The 16732-nt window shown below is 37.1% G+C and carries 16 protein-coding genes and 1 pseudogene; 13 read left to right on the forward strand and 4 right to left on the reverse strand.

Features of this window, described 5'->3' with window-relative positions:
* Nucleotides 1–148 precede the first annotated feature (148 nt).
* On the forward strand, nucleotides 149–1414 hold the full coding sequence (tyrS, locus tag CSV73_RS14260; RefSeq protein ID WP_099627915.1) for a tyrosine--tRNA ligase: 1266 nt from the start codon (nucleotides 149–151) through the stop codon (nucleotides 1412–1414).
* Nucleotides 1415–1429: 15 nt separating this feature from the next.
* Entirely contained in the window at nucleotides 1430–1774 is a 345-nt protein-coding gene (locus CSV73_RS14265; RefSeq protein WP_099627916.1) for a hypothetical protein, read from the forward strand.
* Nucleotides 1775–1941: 167 nt separating this feature from the next.
* Here the strand turns inward: CSV73_RS14265 and CSV73_RS14270 are convergent, their stop codons facing one another.
* Nucleotides 1942–2349 carry a hypothetical protein gene (locus CSV73_RS14270; protein ID WP_099627917.1) on the reverse strand — a complete coding sequence of 136 codons (408 nt, stop codon included), beginning with the start codon at nucleotides 2347–2349 and terminating at the stop codon, nucleotides 1942–1944.
* Nucleotides 2350–2593: 244 nt separating this feature from the next.
* Between CSV73_RS14270 and CSV73_RS14275 the strand changes: the two genes are divergently transcribed.
* Together CSV73_RS14275 and CSV73_RS14280 are read left to right on the forward strand one after the other, a co-directional pair.
* Nucleotides 2594–2797 carry a hypothetical protein gene (locus CSV73_RS14275; RefSeq protein ID WP_099627918.1) on the forward strand — a complete coding sequence of 68 codons (204 nt, stop codon included), beginning with the start codon at nucleotides 2594–2596 and terminating at the stop codon, nucleotides 2795–2797.
* 436 nt (nucleotides 2798–3233) lie between these two features.
* Entirely contained in the window at nucleotides 3234–3905 is a 672-nt protein-coding gene (locus CSV73_RS14280) for a hypothetical protein (protein WP_099627919.1), read from the forward strand.
* 88 nt (nucleotides 3906–3993) lie between these two features.
* Here CSV73_RS14280 and CSV73_RS14285 read toward each other — a convergent pair whose 3' ends face one another.
* Both CSV73_RS14285 and CSV73_RS16625 read right to left on the reverse strand, forming a co-directional pair.
* A complete protein-coding gene (locus tag CSV73_RS14285; RefSeq protein ID WP_085131245.1) occupies nucleotides 3994–4191 on the reverse strand; it encodes a hypothetical protein in 198 nt (65 codons plus the stop codon).
* 239 nt (nucleotides 4192–4430) lie between these two features.
* Entirely contained in the window at nucleotides 4431–5123 is a 693-nt protein-coding gene (locus CSV73_RS16625) for an excalibur calcium-binding domain-containing protein (protein ID WP_199093150.1), read from the reverse strand.
* Between the two features lie 1908 nt (nucleotides 5124–7031).
* Between CSV73_RS16625 and CSV73_RS16545 the strand changes: the two genes are divergently transcribed.
* From CSV73_RS16545 to CSV73_RS14315, 6 genes are all read left to right on the forward strand, one after another.
* Nucleotides 7032–7127 carry an XtrA/YqaO family protein gene (locus CSV73_RS16545; RefSeq protein ID WP_233202909.1) on the forward strand — a complete coding sequence of 32 codons (96 nt, stop codon included), beginning with the start codon at nucleotides 7032–7034 and terminating at the stop codon, nucleotides 7125–7127.
* Complete coding sequence (locus CSV73_RS14295) at nucleotides 7091–7585, forward strand: hypothetical protein (protein WP_199093162.1); 495 nt, start codon at nucleotides 7091–7093, stop codon at nucleotides 7583–7585. The genes CSV73_RS16545 and CSV73_RS14295 overlap by 37 nt, the downstream gene beginning before the upstream one ends.
* A 151-nt stretch (nucleotides 7586–7736) precedes the next feature.
* Nucleotides 7737–8291, forward strand: a complete 555-nt coding sequence (locus CSV73_RS14300) for a hypothetical protein (RefSeq protein WP_099627921.1) — start codon at nucleotides 7737–7739, stop codon at nucleotides 8289–8291.
* Nucleotides 8292–8479: 188 nt separating this feature from the next.
* Nucleotides 8480–8980 carry a hypothetical protein gene (locus CSV73_RS14305; RefSeq protein ID WP_099627922.1) on the forward strand — a complete coding sequence of 167 codons (501 nt, stop codon included), beginning with the start codon at nucleotides 8480–8482 and terminating at the stop codon, nucleotides 8978–8980.
* A 606-nt stretch (nucleotides 8981–9586) separates the two neighbouring features.
* Nucleotides 9587–10519 carry an Abi family protein gene (locus CSV73_RS14310; protein ID WP_099627923.1) on the forward strand — a complete coding sequence of 311 codons (933 nt, stop codon included), beginning with the start codon at nucleotides 9587–9589 and terminating at the stop codon, nucleotides 10517–10519.
* Between the two features lie 135 nt (nucleotides 10520–10654).
* A complete protein-coding gene (locus tag CSV73_RS14315) occupies nucleotides 10655–11050 on the forward strand; it encodes a DUF3775 domain-containing protein (protein ID WP_099627924.1) in 396 nt (131 codons plus the stop codon).
* A gap of 392 nt (nucleotides 11051–11442) precedes the next feature.
* Here the strand turns inward: CSV73_RS14315 and rpsD are convergent, their stop codons facing one another.
* Nucleotides 11443–12045 (reverse strand): 30S ribosomal protein S4, encoded by a 603-nt coding sequence (rpsD, locus tag CSV73_RS14320; RefSeq protein ID WP_085131238.1) that lies wholly within the window; start codon nucleotides 12043–12045, stop codon nucleotides 11443–11445.
* 350 nt (nucleotides 12046–12395) lie between these two features.
* Between rpsD and CSV73_RS14325 the strand changes: the two are divergent.
* The 3 genes and pseudogenes from CSV73_RS14325 to CSV73_RS14345 form a co-directional block, all read left to right on the forward strand.
* Nucleotides 12396–12767 (forward strand): annotated as a pseudogene (locus CSV73_RS14325) (transposase); the annotation flags it as partial.
* Between the two features lie 1193 nt (nucleotides 12768–13960).
* Complete coding sequence (gene megL, locus CSV73_RS14340) at nucleotides 13961–15151, forward strand: methionine gamma-lyase (protein ID WP_099627927.1); 1191 nt, start codon at nucleotides 13961–13963, stop codon at nucleotides 15149–15151.
* A gap of 425 nt (nucleotides 15152–15576) precedes the next feature.
* A complete protein-coding gene (locus CSV73_RS14345) occupies nucleotides 15577–16725 on the forward strand; it encodes a baeRF3 domain-containing protein (protein ID WP_099627928.1) in 1149 nt (382 codons plus the stop codon).
* Nucleotides 16726–16732: the final 7 nt, after the last annotated feature.

The following is a 16732-nucleotide window of genomic DNA, read 5'->3' on the forward strand; positions in this document are numbered from 1 at the left end:
TTGCGCAACGTTACGAGCGCCTCAAAGCCGGAGAGTATTTACTCTCAAGCCGGGTGGTACCGCGTTATAATTACTCAACTAACGTCCCTGCATGATCATTTAGTGATCGTGTGGGGACTTTTTATGTTGAAAATAGGGGGAAATAAACATGTCGAATGAATTAATGGATGATTTACGTTGGAGAGGCTTGCTATACCAACAGACGAATGAAGAAGGTCTTGAGAAGCTGCTAACAGACGAAAAGATTTCACTATACTGCGGGGTAGACCCAACAGCAGATAGTATGCACATCGGTCATATCGTACCGTTGCTGACATTGCGTCGCTTCCAGTTACACGGACACCAGCCGATTCTATTAATCGGTGGCGCGACAGGGATGATTGGAGATCCATCTGGACGCTCTGAAGAACGCCAATTACAGACGACAGAACAAGTAGACGCGAATGTTCGCGGAATCAAAAAACAATTAGAAATGATTTTTGATTTCCAAACAGAAAATGGTGCGAAACTTGTAAACAATAATGACTGGATCGGTTCCATGTCATTGATCGAATTCTTACGTGACTACGGTAAATTGCTAAGCGTCAATTACATGCTAGCAAAAGATAATGTGGCATCCCGTTTAGATCAAGGAATTTCCTTCACGGAATTCTCGTACATGTTGATGCAAGGTGCGGATTTCAATCACTTATTCGATCACCATAATTGCCGCGTGCAAATCGGTGGATCAGATCAGTGGGGAAATATCACGACAGGTCTAGAAGTCATCCGCAAAATGCATGAAGAAGAAGTACAAGCATACGGATTTACCATTCCATTAGTAACAAAAGCAGATGGCACGAAATTCGGTAAATCTGCTGGCGGCGCGGTATGGCTCGATGCAAAGAAAACATCCCCATACGAGTTCTACCAATTCTGGATCAACGCAGCTGACGCAGACGTTGTGAAATACTTGAAAATCTTCACATTCCTAAGCCGTGAAGAAATCGAAACACTTGAAGTATCCGTACAAGAAGAGCCGCATTTACGTAAAGCGCAGAAGACGTTAGCGGAAGAAATGACGCGTCTTGTTCACGGTCAGGACTCACTGGATCAAGCGCTACGTATTTCAGCAGCGCTATTTAGTGGAGACTTAAAAGCATTGACGGCTACTGAAATGAAAGATGCGTTTAAAGACGTACCGACTGTCGAAATGGAAAAAGTCGATCAAAACATCGTCGATTTCATTGTGCAAGCAGGTGTATCTCCATCCAAACGCCAAGCACGTGAAGACGTGACGAACGGCGCAATTTCTTTCAACGGAGAGCGTATTACAGATACAGCATTCACAGTAGGAGCAGAGCAACGTTTAGAAGACGCATTCACCATTGTGAGACGTGGGAAAAAGAAGTATAGTATGGTGAAGTTTGTTTAACTGGGAGACAGGGAATTGAAAAAAGAGTATATGCTGTACGCTATGACATTAGGGTTAATAGGCGACGCGATTAATGAAATGATCGATGCAGTTGAAGAAAAAAGTCCAGAAGGTGTCAAAGAGGCCGCTAAGCGATTTACTAGTGTGGCGACAACCATTAAAGAAGAAACACCACCCGACATTTTCGCCAGTGAGCATCAAGAATTGGTCGAAGCGTTCAAACTATGGAACGTAGCGAATAAACAAGCGACGGCGATGCGATCTGAAAATATCGTCGAAGCGGCTTCAGCCGCTTTAAATAAGCATGAAGGTTTTTTAGTTAGTATCATGGATCGGATTTATGATAAGTTACGCAATTAATAGTTGATGAAAAGGCATCTCTTTGGAGGTGTCTTTTTGCGTTGGAAATAATAATTCTCTTGGTAGAGGGGGAGGGATATGAATGACTAACGAATTATAGTAAAAGTACCTATGCGTTAAAACAGCTAGAACTGATTAACCCATAGGCACGCTACCTGATTATGTGATTATTGAATCAACATCTTTTTAATGATGCGAATGTCTGTATCGTGATCATTTACAAGGCGTTGAGTCGTGTGCAATTCATCTAATTTTTCTGTATTCCGTGAGACATGCTTGGTTAAAGCATCAATTTTCTCATCTGTGGAAATGGAGCGTGCATCAAGTTCAAAGATAGCCTGTTTCATAAATCTTTGTTCTTCCTTAATAGAAGCAACATCCGTCTTGAGTGCAGCAACATCCGTCTTGAGTGCAGCAACATCTGTCTTGAGCGACGAGACATCCGTTTTGAGTGAAGCAACATCGGACTTTAGAGAAGAAAATTCAACTTTAATATCTTTTTTAAAGACAGTGAAATCCTGTTCCATGTTTGTCATTTTATCCACCATAAGTTCAAGAAGTTCTCGATCTGTCATATAATACCTCCTAAATTTTTTTTGTATGTGTTTTTCAATAGATGTTTAACTTAAATTTGCTTACTTTATGTTTGATGTCTATCATATCATGTTTTCAATCATTTGTATAGAACATACATTCTCAACTTGCGTATTTCTAAAATAATCATGTAAGTGATATCAATCCTGAACGTTTAAAAATACTAGACATAAAAGGATTTTCATTCTTTATGTCGAATACTGTAGTTAGAGGGAAGTGAGAAGTTTGAAAAAGTACAGAGTACATTACCACTTTGCAGGCGCTGAAAGCATTTTACGAACAGTTGAAGCGGCAGATCAAGAAGAGGCATTAGGGATCGCAACAAATTCCCGAAGCAATGATATTGTTTTTACGGATAGTAAAGGAACGTTATATTGTTTCTTTTATAGAGACGTACAATATGTTTCAGTTACGGAAGATAGAGCATAAATAGTCATTCAGAGTGTCCTTTCGAGGGGCGCTCTTTTTATTTGATTTATTTACTTATCATAATGAATTCTTGCTTCCTCATATTTTATAATAAAAACATTAAAATATAGTTGATTGCATGTTTCTAAGTGGTACAACGGACGTATCACATTGAAACGAAGGAGCGTACCAAAATGAAACGACACACCATATTATATTGGGACGGCCTATAACCAAAGAACTTAAGAAATTAAAGAATTAAAGAATAAAAGAATAAAGATAGTGTCGAGAAGCATCTCGACGACGAATATTTCGTTGGTCATTATTTGCTGAGAAAAGTTTTCGTACGTAGTATCCTTTTTGCTTCTCAGCTCTATATAGAGAGCAAAGCCAACGTGCTAATCATTTGTAACATAAAACCAAAATCTACGTCTACGTTCAAAAGGAGTGGAAAATTATGAGAAAACGAACGCTATTACTTCCCATTTTATTATTGCTGACAGCTTGCTCTTTCAACCCATCCCCGCAGAACACGATTATTGACTGGGTAGATTTTGTGAAATGGAATGATACAACGTATGAGGCGAACTATGAAATAAACGAGCTTAAAAAGGACTGGGAAACTGCTGGAGAAATAGGAGAAGTAAAGTATATATTGGATGGCCATGCGGGAACGAATCATCAAACGAAAAATGGAGATGCAGCTTATTTGCAAAAAGGCACAAAGTTATTTGCGATGAAAGGATATGATCCGGCATTTCGAATTATAGCAGACGGGAAGGTATACGAAGTAACTGAATCTGATAAGGCTGAAACGGTTGGAGATTTTTTAGATATTAAAGGAAAAGTACAGCGGGTTATTTTACAAAGTGAGCAAGATTTATCGTTCGTTGGAGAGTTTACGGATGAGCATGCGGAGCAGCTGGTTGAAGAGTTGCTAGTAATGCCCTATGAACCAGATAGGCGTGCGACTGAAGGAAAGTGTGTGTTTTTTGGAATTGAACTAGTAGATGGGACGATGACTAGATCAGTTTATTGGTCGGAGACGGGTTATGTTCATTATGGTGGTGTGGCTTCTCAGAAGATTAAAGACATATTTGAGGTTGAGATGGATGAGAATGAATACTAAGAATTTGTTAAATAAAAAATATACAAAGCCGAAAGAAGCACCAACAAAGTAAGAGGTATTTCCATAAGAAAAAGAGCCATTCAAGGCTCTAGTGATATTCTTTAGATTTCTTTAGACACTCTTCAAAATGCAATACGATATCGTTAAAGGAAAACTCGTTTTCTTCAATGGTGTATACAATGATATTTGTATCGCTATCGTATCTCTTATTGAAAACCGGCTTTACATGGTTATTCTGGATTAAAGCCTTAGCAAGTTCAACTGCCAACCTTTTATTACCATCCAAAAAAACACCTCCTAGGCAATTATATTTAAATGAATAGGAGATTATGAAAATCGTATAATCGTTGTGAGATACGATGGAAGCATATAAAGAACTTGCATCGTAAAAAATTACTTGTGTACTAAATAAACTATAACAAGGTACCTGAGACTGATGTGACCCCTAAAAGTTAGAGCCATTTAAGTGATTAAAAGAAGAGAATAGGATTGTAGAGAATAGTTTTTATTGCATCTTCAAGAAAATCATTCACACCCGACGCCGTCGCCATCACGATCTAAGTGGGGACCATATCCAGGATCATCAGAATATACAGGTGCAGCTCCTGCAGCTTTTGCTGCTGTGCAATTCTGATAATATGATTGGCCTGGATTTGAAACAGAATTATTAGAAGAGTATCCTGATTCGTTACTAGATAAACTTGAGACTGACGGTGAATTACTGCTTGCAACCTTATCTTTCAGAGTACTAACTTCATCTGACAAATTCGAGTTTTTCGCCTTTAGCTCAGTTATTTCCTTTTCAAACTCCTTACTTTTTGTATCATGAGTCATTTGCTTTTCTTTTAAATCTTTTGCTATTTTTTCTGAACTGGCCAGTTTTGTAGTTAAATTATCAATTTCTTCATTCGCACTTGTACTTTCTGCCACTAATTCTTTATTTTCTTTTTGGAGTTCTGTATACAACAAGTTTAATTCTTCATTTTCCGCATTCAAATCAATATTTTTCTGTTGAGCTTCTTCAAGATCAGCTCTAACATGTAAATCTGTATAAACAGCTCCGATAATGAACAATATTAGCCCACCAGTTAAGGCAGGGTAGAAGATCTTACCTGATAAAGTACGGTTTCTATCTTTTATCTTTTTTAGTAAATGGTAAGCTAGATAGATTAATGAAAACATAAATATAAGCATACCTACTGCTGCAATTGCTAGCACATTATCACCTCATTAGTATTTTTATGAGAATTAATAGCAATAAAAAATAATTAATTAATTCCGACTTATTAATTATACATCAAAAGCATTAATTATTAATGGCTAATTATGAAATTTGTGTCAATATTTCCAATGGAAAGACAGGATGTATCATGATTAAAGTTTTTTCTCGAAAATCACTGGTGTCGTATTAAAAAGAGTGAAGAGTGTTTAACTCTGAATACTCTTTAATTACTCTTTTACAAAACAGCTGACTTCTTTTTACTTGAAGATAGAAGAATATTGATGGAATGTTTCGAACATATTCATGTGTTGCTAGCGAAGTTATATAGTCACTTTATTTGACAATTCAAGACACAAAAAAACCCGCCAACCGAGATAAATATCTCAGCTGACGGGGTTTCCTTTTTATTAACGAGAGTAATTTTGGACAGTATGAAAACCTCTTGATATCAATGGCTCCACGACTGCTAAATTAGAAACCTTCCCCAGAATCTCCCCCAAACGACTACAAAAGTGCTTATCTCAGAGCGATTTTGAATGCTTCCACCGAAGCGACTTGCAGCTCTTTAAACGAGTGGCCATAAAATAGTAAAACTATTTCAGGAGTGTTTCCTTATCTATCTGCAATAGTTTGGATGGTGTCGTTGATTAATTAAAATAGTGGTATGTGTATGACAGAAGTGGATCTGGCAGGTGTTATGACTTTATTACAGCGTATTTATTTGGATTTATCAAAGGTAAACGGGAGTGACTTTGAATTTAATGTATGAATTACAAGGAAACAAAAAAAGCCTTAATTTGGGCAATGAATATATTTATTGGAGTTGTCCCTGAGTATTTTATGTTAACCCGTGCTACCTTTACACCAACTCTCCATAAGCCACCAGGGACAACAAAGTAAACAATGCGCTCATAAGCACCATTCCTTTCTTATTAAACAGAGGGAAAAGGTAAGCAATTGACGCTCCAAGAAAACCAGAATAAATGTTTCCGAGGAACCAGTTGCTTTGCAATAAGCCCGCAAGGTAGGAGAGTGTTGGAATCGAACCAACTCCGGTGGCAACCACAATTTAATGTAAAGTATAAAACAGAAATTTATAATTTGCAATCGGAAGTACTGTGCATTGATTGTATTGACTATTTTCGCTGTGCGACCATACGGCGACATAAATAAAGAAACAATCATTGAAAAGTTGTAAAGGATATTTAATACTAAGGAAATCAGCAGATGAAAACATAGAACATGGATAGGAAGCTGCTAGCGGAATATTAATAAAGATGGTGCAAGCATCATCTTCATCTTCAGGTGCTTCATTTGAAATGTAGGAGGGTATTTCACATATGTCATGTTTGATCTTTCAATATTTCACATAGTGACATTTTGTTTTCTGATATGTTAGAACCTCACTTGTTTTTATATGCGTTCTACAGGCTAATTGGTAGAACGAAAGGAATAATTATGAATCTGATCTATGAAATTAATAAATTGCAAGAACAACTACCCTTATTGGTAGTTCAATACTTACACTAAGGTATAGCGGGCTGGCTATCATATGACGGTAACTATGATAATCCGTACATGTTTAAGCAGTTGCGGTATACACAGAGAGTGGGGAAGGAGGGAGTCAAATGGTCAGTGCAAGAAATGAGCCGACAATCCTAATGCTGGATCAGGAGATGAATGGCGAGATTGAGCAACGAAAATTTGGGTTGTATGGGAATTGAAGATTTGAGCAAATAAAAAGAGACAGAGATTTCTCCCTGTTATGGCTATCATTAGTATAAAACATGGGAGGGTTCCTAATGAATATGGAAAATTTGTAGATTTATGGGCGGGGATGGTTAAATGTTGATATAATGGAACTGTCGTTCAGCTATGTTGTGGTAATTTCGGACGGGACAGCAATGTTTAGAGAATTACCAGAGCATGGTGAATATAAGGTTTTGACGTTTCGAGGAAGAGTGTGCAGATTGCGGAGGGAAGAGGGCGAGGAGTTTTGACGGAGTGGTTTTCTATTTCGATAGCTTTAATTGCAACAGCAATTTCCTTAGTTACTTTCTTAACCAACTATAAAAGGGAAAAAGAGAAATACATTCCAGTTTTCTTAATTAATAAAATCACTGACTTTGGTAGTTCTTATACTTTTCAGTTGAAGAACATAAAAGATAATTACGTTGTGATAAAGAAAGTATATTCAACAAGCAAGAACTTGCAGGTTGAGTATCAAGGAGTGATGGATGTCGAAATTATTAGCGGTAAAATAGAAAAAACTAAGGAAAGATTTCGTGGAGATACGCTTAAAGTTAAAGTGCTCTCACAAGAAAGTTTTGAGGCGCAGATATATGTTGAAGGAATAGATTTTGCTGGTAAGAAATTTAAGGTTTGCACGCCCTGTATGAAATTTACAAGGGGTAAAAAAATGACAAATATTGAAAGTCGATATTTAGAATACGTTTAAAATAATAGCCCGCCCTGGCCGTCCATAGGACAATATTTGATTGCGGCATTGTGCTGCGTCATTTGTTGTTTAGATTGGAGCGTGATGAGTATAAGGGTGTAACGCATCAAGGGAAAGTCAGACGGCTGCGGAGGGAATAAGGGGAAGACTTTTGATACGAATAGAATTAGTAGAGAAATGCTATGGGTTCATCAAATGCGTTTCTCCGGACGCGTGGATAACCTTATTTGGTACAGTTTTTGGAACATTGGTGAGCGCTGGAATTGCAGCACTTGTCGCTTACAGCGTTTCTAAAAGAACAATTAAAGCAGCTCACCTAGTAGAAATTGATGGATTTAGATATTTCTTTGAAGAGAAGAAGACTACATTTAATAAAATGGAAGCATATTATGAGCTTATAGAAAGTAGCACGGGAAGTGATAACGACAAAGAAAAAGAAAAAGAAGCGCGAGATGTTAGTGTTATCGCGAAAAGTATTTTAGCGGATTTAGACAAACTTGAAGTGCCTACAAGATATTTAGATGATGTGTTTTTGTTAAAATCTGCTCTTCTTTCTTTAAGTCTATTACATGAAGATGAAAGATATTTAATGAAAAAAGACGACGATTATAGTTATCTAGGTCCGTATAAGATCGCAAAACCATCCGATAATTACCACCTTTATAAAACAAAAAAAGAACAAATTATGAAGAAGATTGAAGTGTAAAGTCCGACCTGGCCAACCAGAAGACAAATTTGATTGCAAAATTGGTTGGCCTCTTTTTTATTTCTTAATTTCTGTCATCAAAAAAAGATGGCATACGTTCGAACGACTGAACTACCCATACATAATAAGTAACAAATTAAAGGGTATTCAACTTCTTTGACGAATATTGTAAATTGGAGATGATATAAGTGGAAAAAGTGATTATTAATGATGTTGATTTTGAAGTAGAGGAATTCGAACAGCGGAAATCAGAAGATACACAACGTATGGAAACTGCGTTTATTTTTTCGGTGGTAGGAAAAAGTAATTATAATTTGTACAAGGGCTTCTTTAGTGAAGGTAAATACCAGGTTACTATTCCTCGTTTAGAACAAAGGTTTGAAGCGACACTTTCATCTAACGTGACATCATATACAGATATGTTAGATGAAGAAACTAAAGTAACCTTCAGTCTCACTCTAAGTGAAATAAATGAGGGAGACGAAGAGGAACTACAGAATGTGTTTATTAATATAGCGCAAGAATCAATTATGCAAATATTGCGATTTAGAGCATTAATGGAAGTTCTTGAAGCTAAAGGCATAATAACTTCAAATGAATATGATAGCAAAATCACAGAGGTAAATGATCGTGATTTTGAAACTGTAAGAAATGAGCTTGTTAAAGGTTACTCGGTTGTAGAAGAGTAATATGTAGCACCCAATTACGGGTGCTTTTTCTATGCCTAAAAAATAAAAAAGAGAGTTGCTATGTAAATGGTAGGATTTATTACAGCGTTAAAGAAAAAATATTCCCTAATATGGTAAGAGCGACAAAATACAATTCATTTGTATTGGCTTGTCCAGAATATGGTTCGTATATTTGTTATTACATTAAGGCGCGACAGTATGCTTAGTCAGCGGCAGCCGTACATATGGTAGTGTGAAACTGTTCAGCAATATGTTAGAGCGCTTAGAGAATTATTGTGGAGGTTCTTGTGGAGTGTCAGCAAAAGTTTGGAGATCTCGCAAATTGACCTTGAACTCAATAGTCTGTACAGGTTATTATTTGAGAAATGTATATTTTTAATATTACCAATAATTTTATGTATTCTTAAGCGGCCGATATTAAAGTTACATCCTGTTTGGTATTGAAAACTATTATGAAATACTGTTGACAATCGGTAATATAAGTAATACAATATTGTTAATCCTTTAACAGGTGTATAAAAATTTTACTTAAAGCAATACTAAATTCGGAGTATACCGCAGTTACCTTCATTGGGCTGCGGTTTTTTATACTATTGAGGTGAGTTTATGACAAAGAAAAATCATATATCTAAACCTTTTAAGAAGCGAAAAGCCTTAGTGAAACTTCTTGCTGGTAGAAAATTAAAGATTTGTAGAAGTGACAAAACTTTTAAAAAATACAGCTATTATTATTTAATCAATGGCTACTCTAAAATATTTGTACAGAATATTTCAAGTGGCATACCGGATTATACTGGTGCTTCTATAAACGACTTTGTAAAAATGGATGATTTTGATTTTGAGATTAGAACTCGGATATTAAAAGAAATACTAAACATTGAAAACAGGATTAAAAATCATATATTTTATGTGTTTGCGTGTTTTCATGGAGATCAAGACTATTTAATACCAAGTAACTTTGATACATATGGAAGTATAACTAAGCAAAGAAACATTTACATATTATTTTCCAAATTAAATAATAAAATTGCGCAAAACTGCAATAATAATAAAGATAGAAATAACCCAGCTTTTGTCCATTATATAGAAAAATATAAAAATATACCGCCATGGGTTTTGAAATTAGAGTTAACAATTGGAGAGTTGAGTAAGTTTTATTCAAATCTACAAAGCCCTGTAAGGCAAACAATTTCAAAAGAATATTCTATCCAAGAAAATCACTTGAGTACTTTATTATACTTTTTAGCACAGGTTAGAAATAAATGTGCTCATAATGAAAGAATCTATGATTCTATTCTTATTACAAAGTTGAAGAAAAATGAGTATCATGACCATTTCAACGACTATAAGAGAAATAATTTCTTTTCCATAATGGTAGCATTGAAATTTTTAATGTCTAAAAAAGAATATTGTAGCCTTGTGGACTATGTAAATAGTGAACTAAATATATTAAAGGGAAATATAGACCGAACTTATTACAATAAAGTAAAACAATTTATGGGTTTGCCATCCAATTGGAAAGAGTTAGCTACAATATAATTTCGTATGAATGAGAGAGGGGCTACGGCTCCTCTATTTTATTTTATATTAGAATACTTCGAGTTAGGTAAAAAGATTTGGTTAATTAGAAGGATAACCTTCTTTTGTGTAAAATATTAGTGAGGATGAGAAAACATGAGAATAACTATTCCAGAAGAAAAAATTAATAAAATAAAGAAGGTCATGGAATTATCGTATATTCGCAGGAGTCTTTACCAAAACCAAGAAGGTTTAGAAAGTGTAATTCAATCGGATGCATACAATAAAGCAGAAGAACGATTGACAGATTATATGGATGAATTAAGTTTCGAAGATATTAAATTTATTCAAGCAATAATGTATTTGGGTCGTGATACTTCTTTAGAGGAAAAAGCAAAGCAATCGGCTACTGAACTATTAAAAAGTCAACTAGAATATTTGGGTAGGAATGGTTGGACAACAAAAGAAGGCGAAACGGATCATGTTCAAAGCAAAATGCCCTTGGATGAATATTTAAAAGAAGGCTTGTCAATTACCAGTATTCTTTACTAAAGTCTATCTTTTTTAGCGTCCGCACGGTCGTTTTTTTATTTCACATGAAAGGCGTAGAAAGCCGTCAGGGGCATTGTGGTCAGTTTGGACCCTTCTGAATAACTGTCAGCAGGAAAAGTCTAATAGCTATTACTCAAAAATGAGAAGTGTCTTGTGAAGCTTCTCATTTTCGAGAATGTTCATTTCTTTCACATTTGAAAAGAAAAGTACAGCCGTGAAGATTTTCACCCTTGCATCTGGTACGGTCCGTAAACTCGGAACGTAGTATCTGCTCATTTTTGAGCGTGTACTTTTTAATGTGGAAACTTGCATAGTTGATATAAAAAAGCCCGAAACCCTGACTTAACAAGGTTTCTAAGGCTTTTAATACCGCTGTTTGCAATGCAAACTTATTAACGAGAGTAGAATTCAACGATCAATGCTTCGTTGATTTCAGCAGCTAATTCGCCGCGCTCTGGAAGGCGTACGAATGTACCTTTTTTCGTTTCTTTATCGAAAGTTACGAAATCTGGAACGAAGTTGTTCACTTCTAGTGCTTCTTCGATAGCAGTCAAGTTTTGAGATTTCTCACGAAGAGAGATTTCAGAACCAGTTTTCACTGCGAATGAAGGGATGTCAACGCGCTTGCCGTCTACCAAGATGTGACCGTGGTTGACTAGCTGACGAGCTGCACGACGAGTGCGTGCAAGACCCATGCGGTAAACAACGTTATCTAAGCGAGTTTCAAGAAGAACCATGAAGTTCTCACCGTGAATACCTTGCATTTTACCAGCTTTGTTGAATAGTGTGCGGAATTGACGTTCGTTTACTCCGTACATAAAGCGTAGTTTTTGTTTTTCCTGTAATTGCATTCCGTATTCGGAAAGTTTTTTACGTTGGTTTGGACCGTGTTGTCCTGGTGCGTATGGACGCTTTTCAATTTCTTTACCAGTGCCTGTTAGTGAGATACCTAAACGACGTGACAATTTCCAAGATGGACCTGTATATCGAGCCATGAGAGACTCCTCCTCTGTTGGTTTTATTTTGTTGTAAAATAAGACCAGATATGTTCAATCCATCTGCCATTCTATAATCTTGCAACTTCGCCCCTGCAGCCTCGAGGTTACGTGGTGCACCTTTAAAAAGGAATAGACTGGACAAAACAGAACACATAACTGCTGCGAATATTTTACACAAAGCCTAGCATACCAATTTATCGGCTTTAGGTCAAGCATTTCATTTCTAGAAGTTAAACTAAAGTAATACACTTCGGTTTTAAAAACAAGGCTGTTTTCTTATAGATTGTTGCTTTTGTGACCATGCTGTTCAAAGGTTGATACAAGATGGTTGAGAAGGCGTGTAAGCACGTTTTTCTTCTGGTTTGGGTTGCGTTCATTGTGGAAGTAGATCAGTTAAACGTAATGGCAAAAATCGCTCAAGACAACGGTATCTTTGTAGTGACTGTGGTAAATCGTTCAATGATATGACAAACACACCATTTTCAGGCTCATATTCCCCCGAGAAGAGGGGTAAATACATCGCACTCATGGTTGAAGGCTATACACTTCCTAAAATCGCTAAACGCCTACAAATCCATATCTCTACGGCATTTTACTGGAGACATAAAATCTTGAATGCATTAGGAAGCCAGGGCTTTAATCAATTACAAGGTATCGTTGAAAGTGACGAGACCTTCTTTCGTGAGTCTATGAAAGGGAATGAAATCACCCATAGAAAATGGTGCGTTTTCAAGGAGTTGCCACTAAATATTTGGATAACTACCTTTACTAGTTCCGTTGGCTTGAAATTGGTAAAAATTTAGCGTTTGAAAATCGAGTTGAGCAAATGCTTATTTCAGCGTGTCAAAAGTCGAACAACACCACAGTCAATGATTTAAGGACTGTTTCGTAAAGCATAAAAAAAGGATAGCATATGCTACCTATCTTGTTTAAATTGGCTTCTTGTCTTTCCTCGTATATCTATATAGACGCTCACAGACAATCAAACCAGACACAGCCAATGAGACATTATAGAATACCGTTTTGAAGGTGTAAAGCCCTTCTAAACTATTGACTACTAACAAAGACAATATTAGAACAAAAAGTACGAACTTTAAAATCTTATCATTCATAGGTACTTCACCTCCCAAAAATTAATTTGACTTCTCTATTTCTAATTTATCATATTCAAATCATTAAACAATTACCATTTAATTCCTTATCCACTCTATATTATATCACGATATTTATTTTAGTCCTAAAAACAACAATCCTTACGAAAACAGCCAAAGAAAAAACCGTCATTTGACGGCATGTGGTTTCCAAATTGTAAACTGTTGAAAGATTAAATAATTATTTTTCGTAATAATCAAGAGCCATGCTTCTTTTTGTTAATTTGGAGTGTAATAAGGTACAAGATAGAAATAGTCACTAGAAAAGAAAATGGATTCATTCCTTCAGATTCCTGTCCTTTCCAAATTTCCATATACAAGAATGCTCCACTTTTGAAAATCAATATCCCGATTACAATAGCAAATGTTTGAGACATAGATTTTGTTTTTATGAGTTGTTTTCTTTCATCTCCTTGTTTCGCTAATGAGGATAATAAAAGAACTATTAGTACAACCATTAATAAAATAATTCCGAGCCCCAACATTGATAGCCAATCCAAAAAATCACCACTCTCTATAATTTTTATTCTATCATTATATACATTTTCCTGTAAATTCACGCATTTAGAAAAACAACATGAACTAACCACAACACGCAGCAGATGGTAGTGGAAAGCATCCACTTAGAACGGAAATCGACATTTTTTAAAAAATTAAAATAAATGAAAATGATTGCTCTTTCGTTTTGCTAACAATCGATGTACACTAGACTAAAGCGCTTTCATTACAACAAGAATAAGTTATAACTAGGAGGAATCAATATGAAGCAAAATAGCAATTGGCATAAAGAGACGGCCATGATACATGAAGGATACGACAGCAAAGATCATCAAGGAAGTCTAGCTGTGCCACTCTACCAAACCTCAACCTATGTATTTGATTCGGCTGAACAAGGAGAGCGGCGTTTTGCTGGTGAGGAAGCGGGGAATATTTATTCTCGTTTAGGAAATCCGACGGTCGCTGTGCTTGAAGAACGTATTGCCAAGATGGAAGAGGGTGCAGCAGGACTTGCATTTGCTTCGGGGATGGCCGCGGTCAGTGCGGTGCTCGTTCATTTGACAAAAGCCAATGATCATGTGATTTGTTCGCGCGGCATTTATGGGTGCACATTCGGATTCTTAAAAATATTGGAAGAGAAGTATAATATCACGCATGATTTAATCTCCATGAAAACGGAACAAGAGATTGAACAAGCTGTGAAGCCTGAGACTACATGTATGTATATAGAAACGCCGATTAATCCGACGATGGAGTTGGTAGATCTCGAAGCGGTAGTCAATGTAGCCAAGCGCCATAACTTGAAAGTCGTAGTGGATAATACTTTCTGCTCTCCTTATATTCAAACACCTTTAACATTCGGTGTAGATTATGTGCTTCATAGCGCAACGAAATATATTAATGGACACGGTGATGTGATCGCAGGGTTGCTCGTTGGGAAAGATGCAGACGAGATGGCGACACTTCGTGGGACTGTGTTAAAAGATTTTGGCGGTATCATTTCACCATTCGATGCGTGGCTGTTGTTACGCGGTATTAAGACATTACCTATCCGAATGGACCGACATTCAGCCAATGCCAAGATACTTTTTGAGTATTTACAGAAGCATCCGAAAGTAGAAGAAGTATTCTATCCGTTTGATGACCAGCATCCGCAGTATGAGATTGCGAAGAAGCAGATGAAAATGGGTGGCGGTTTGATTTCCTTTACGATCAAAGGCGGAAAAGAAGAGGCGCAGAAGTTGCTGAATCATTTATCGCTCGTCAAGTTGGCGGTGAGTCTAGGCGATGCAGAGACGCTAATGCAGCACCCCGCGACGATGACACACTCCGCTGTGCCAAAAGAAGACCGCGAGAAGATGGGTGTGTCTGATGCGTTACTGCGCTTATCTGTAGGGCTAGAGCATATGGATGATATTATGGCAGACTTAGATCAAGCATTTGAAGCGATGTGAATTGAAAAAAGCGAGCGTCCCCTATTGGGGAGCTCGCTTTTTGTATAGGATAATAAATGTTACGTTTGACAACGATTATATGTGTTGATTTATATAGCATGTAGATTCTGATTGGACCTCTTTTGCCGCGGTCGTTGTTCTACTGGTTGTTTCCCTTAAGCAACGCAAACCCTACCTACTTTTGCGTCCTTGCGACCCTATAGTCGCGCCAGTGATGAATAAGTGTTCCGAATAAACATCTGCAGAACGCCATTTCTTGTTTCAGATCTGTTATCAATCCCAATCAGTAACTATACAGGGAATGTAATGATTTGTCAAGGACATTCTATACTATCGAAATCGTATAGTTTACAAACAAGTGAAGAGGGAACAAGTAAAATAGAGCCTGTTGTTGTATACAGGAAATTTTCATTGGAGGGATTAGGATGAACGTAGAAATTGTAAACGAATTTCCTCATGAGTTTTTGAGGGAGCAAGCGGAGACATGTATTTCCATTTATCAACCGACCCACCGGTATCGACCTGAAAATCAACAAGACCCGATTCGATTTAAAAACTTATTACAAACAGTACATGAAGAGTTATCCAAAAAACATTCTGCGAATGAAGTGAAGAGTCTATTGGCTCCACTTGAGAAACTGGAAGGCGAGCGTCCTTTCTGGGCACATGCAGGAGATGGACTAGCGTTATTCGCAACGAAGGAACGGATCATAGCCTATCGTCTACAACGTCCTGTACCGGAATTGGCGATTGTGTCAGACAGTTTCCATATCAAACCGCTTATTCGCGTATTCCAATCTGCCGATCGATATCATCTACTCGGCGTCAATAGACAAGAATTCAAACTTTTTGAAGGAAATCGCTATGGTGTAGAGGAAGTAGAGATCCCCGAGGAATTGGCGAAAACGAAAGATGAAGCGATTGGTGATCAAGTGACCGAGTCGCATTTGGGTGCTGGTAACTCGGGTGGAGCTGCTGGAACGGCGATGTTGCATGGACATGGGGGTAAAAAAGATGAAATTGACATCGATATTGAGCGTTATTTCCGATACGTAGATCGAACGGTTGCAGAGAATTACTCGAAGCCGATGGAAATTCCTTTATATTTAGTCACACTTTCGGAATATCAGACGCAGTTCAAAGAGTTAAGTCATAATCCATACTTGCAAGCCGATGGAATTAAGTCCGACTTTGATGCCATGAATCTAGAGCAGTTACGTAAAATGGCTTGGGAATTAGTAGAACCCACGTATTTACAGAAAACAAAAGACTTAGTGGAGAATTTTGAAAATGCTAAGGCGAGCGACCAAGCTTCTGGAAACATCGAAGAAATTGCTAAAGCGGCAAGTGAAGACCGTATCAGACGACTTATATTGGAAGACGATTATTTGTATCCAGGTAAAATCAACCTAGACACAGGAGAAATTCAGTCGAAACACCTGGAGGAATCTGCAGTAGATGATGTGTTGGATGACTTAGCAGAAATCGTCTTTAAAACCGGAGGCGAAGTAGTCGTTCTTCCGAAAGAACGGATGCCTGTTGAAACGGGTGCAGCTGCGATCTTTAGATGGTAAATAAAAG

The organism is Sporosarcina sp. P1 (assembly GCF_002743155.1).
In the GTDB taxonomy this organism is placed as follows: domain Bacteria; phylum Bacillota; class Bacilli; order Bacillales_A; family Planococcaceae; genus Sporosarcina; species Sporosarcina ureae_B.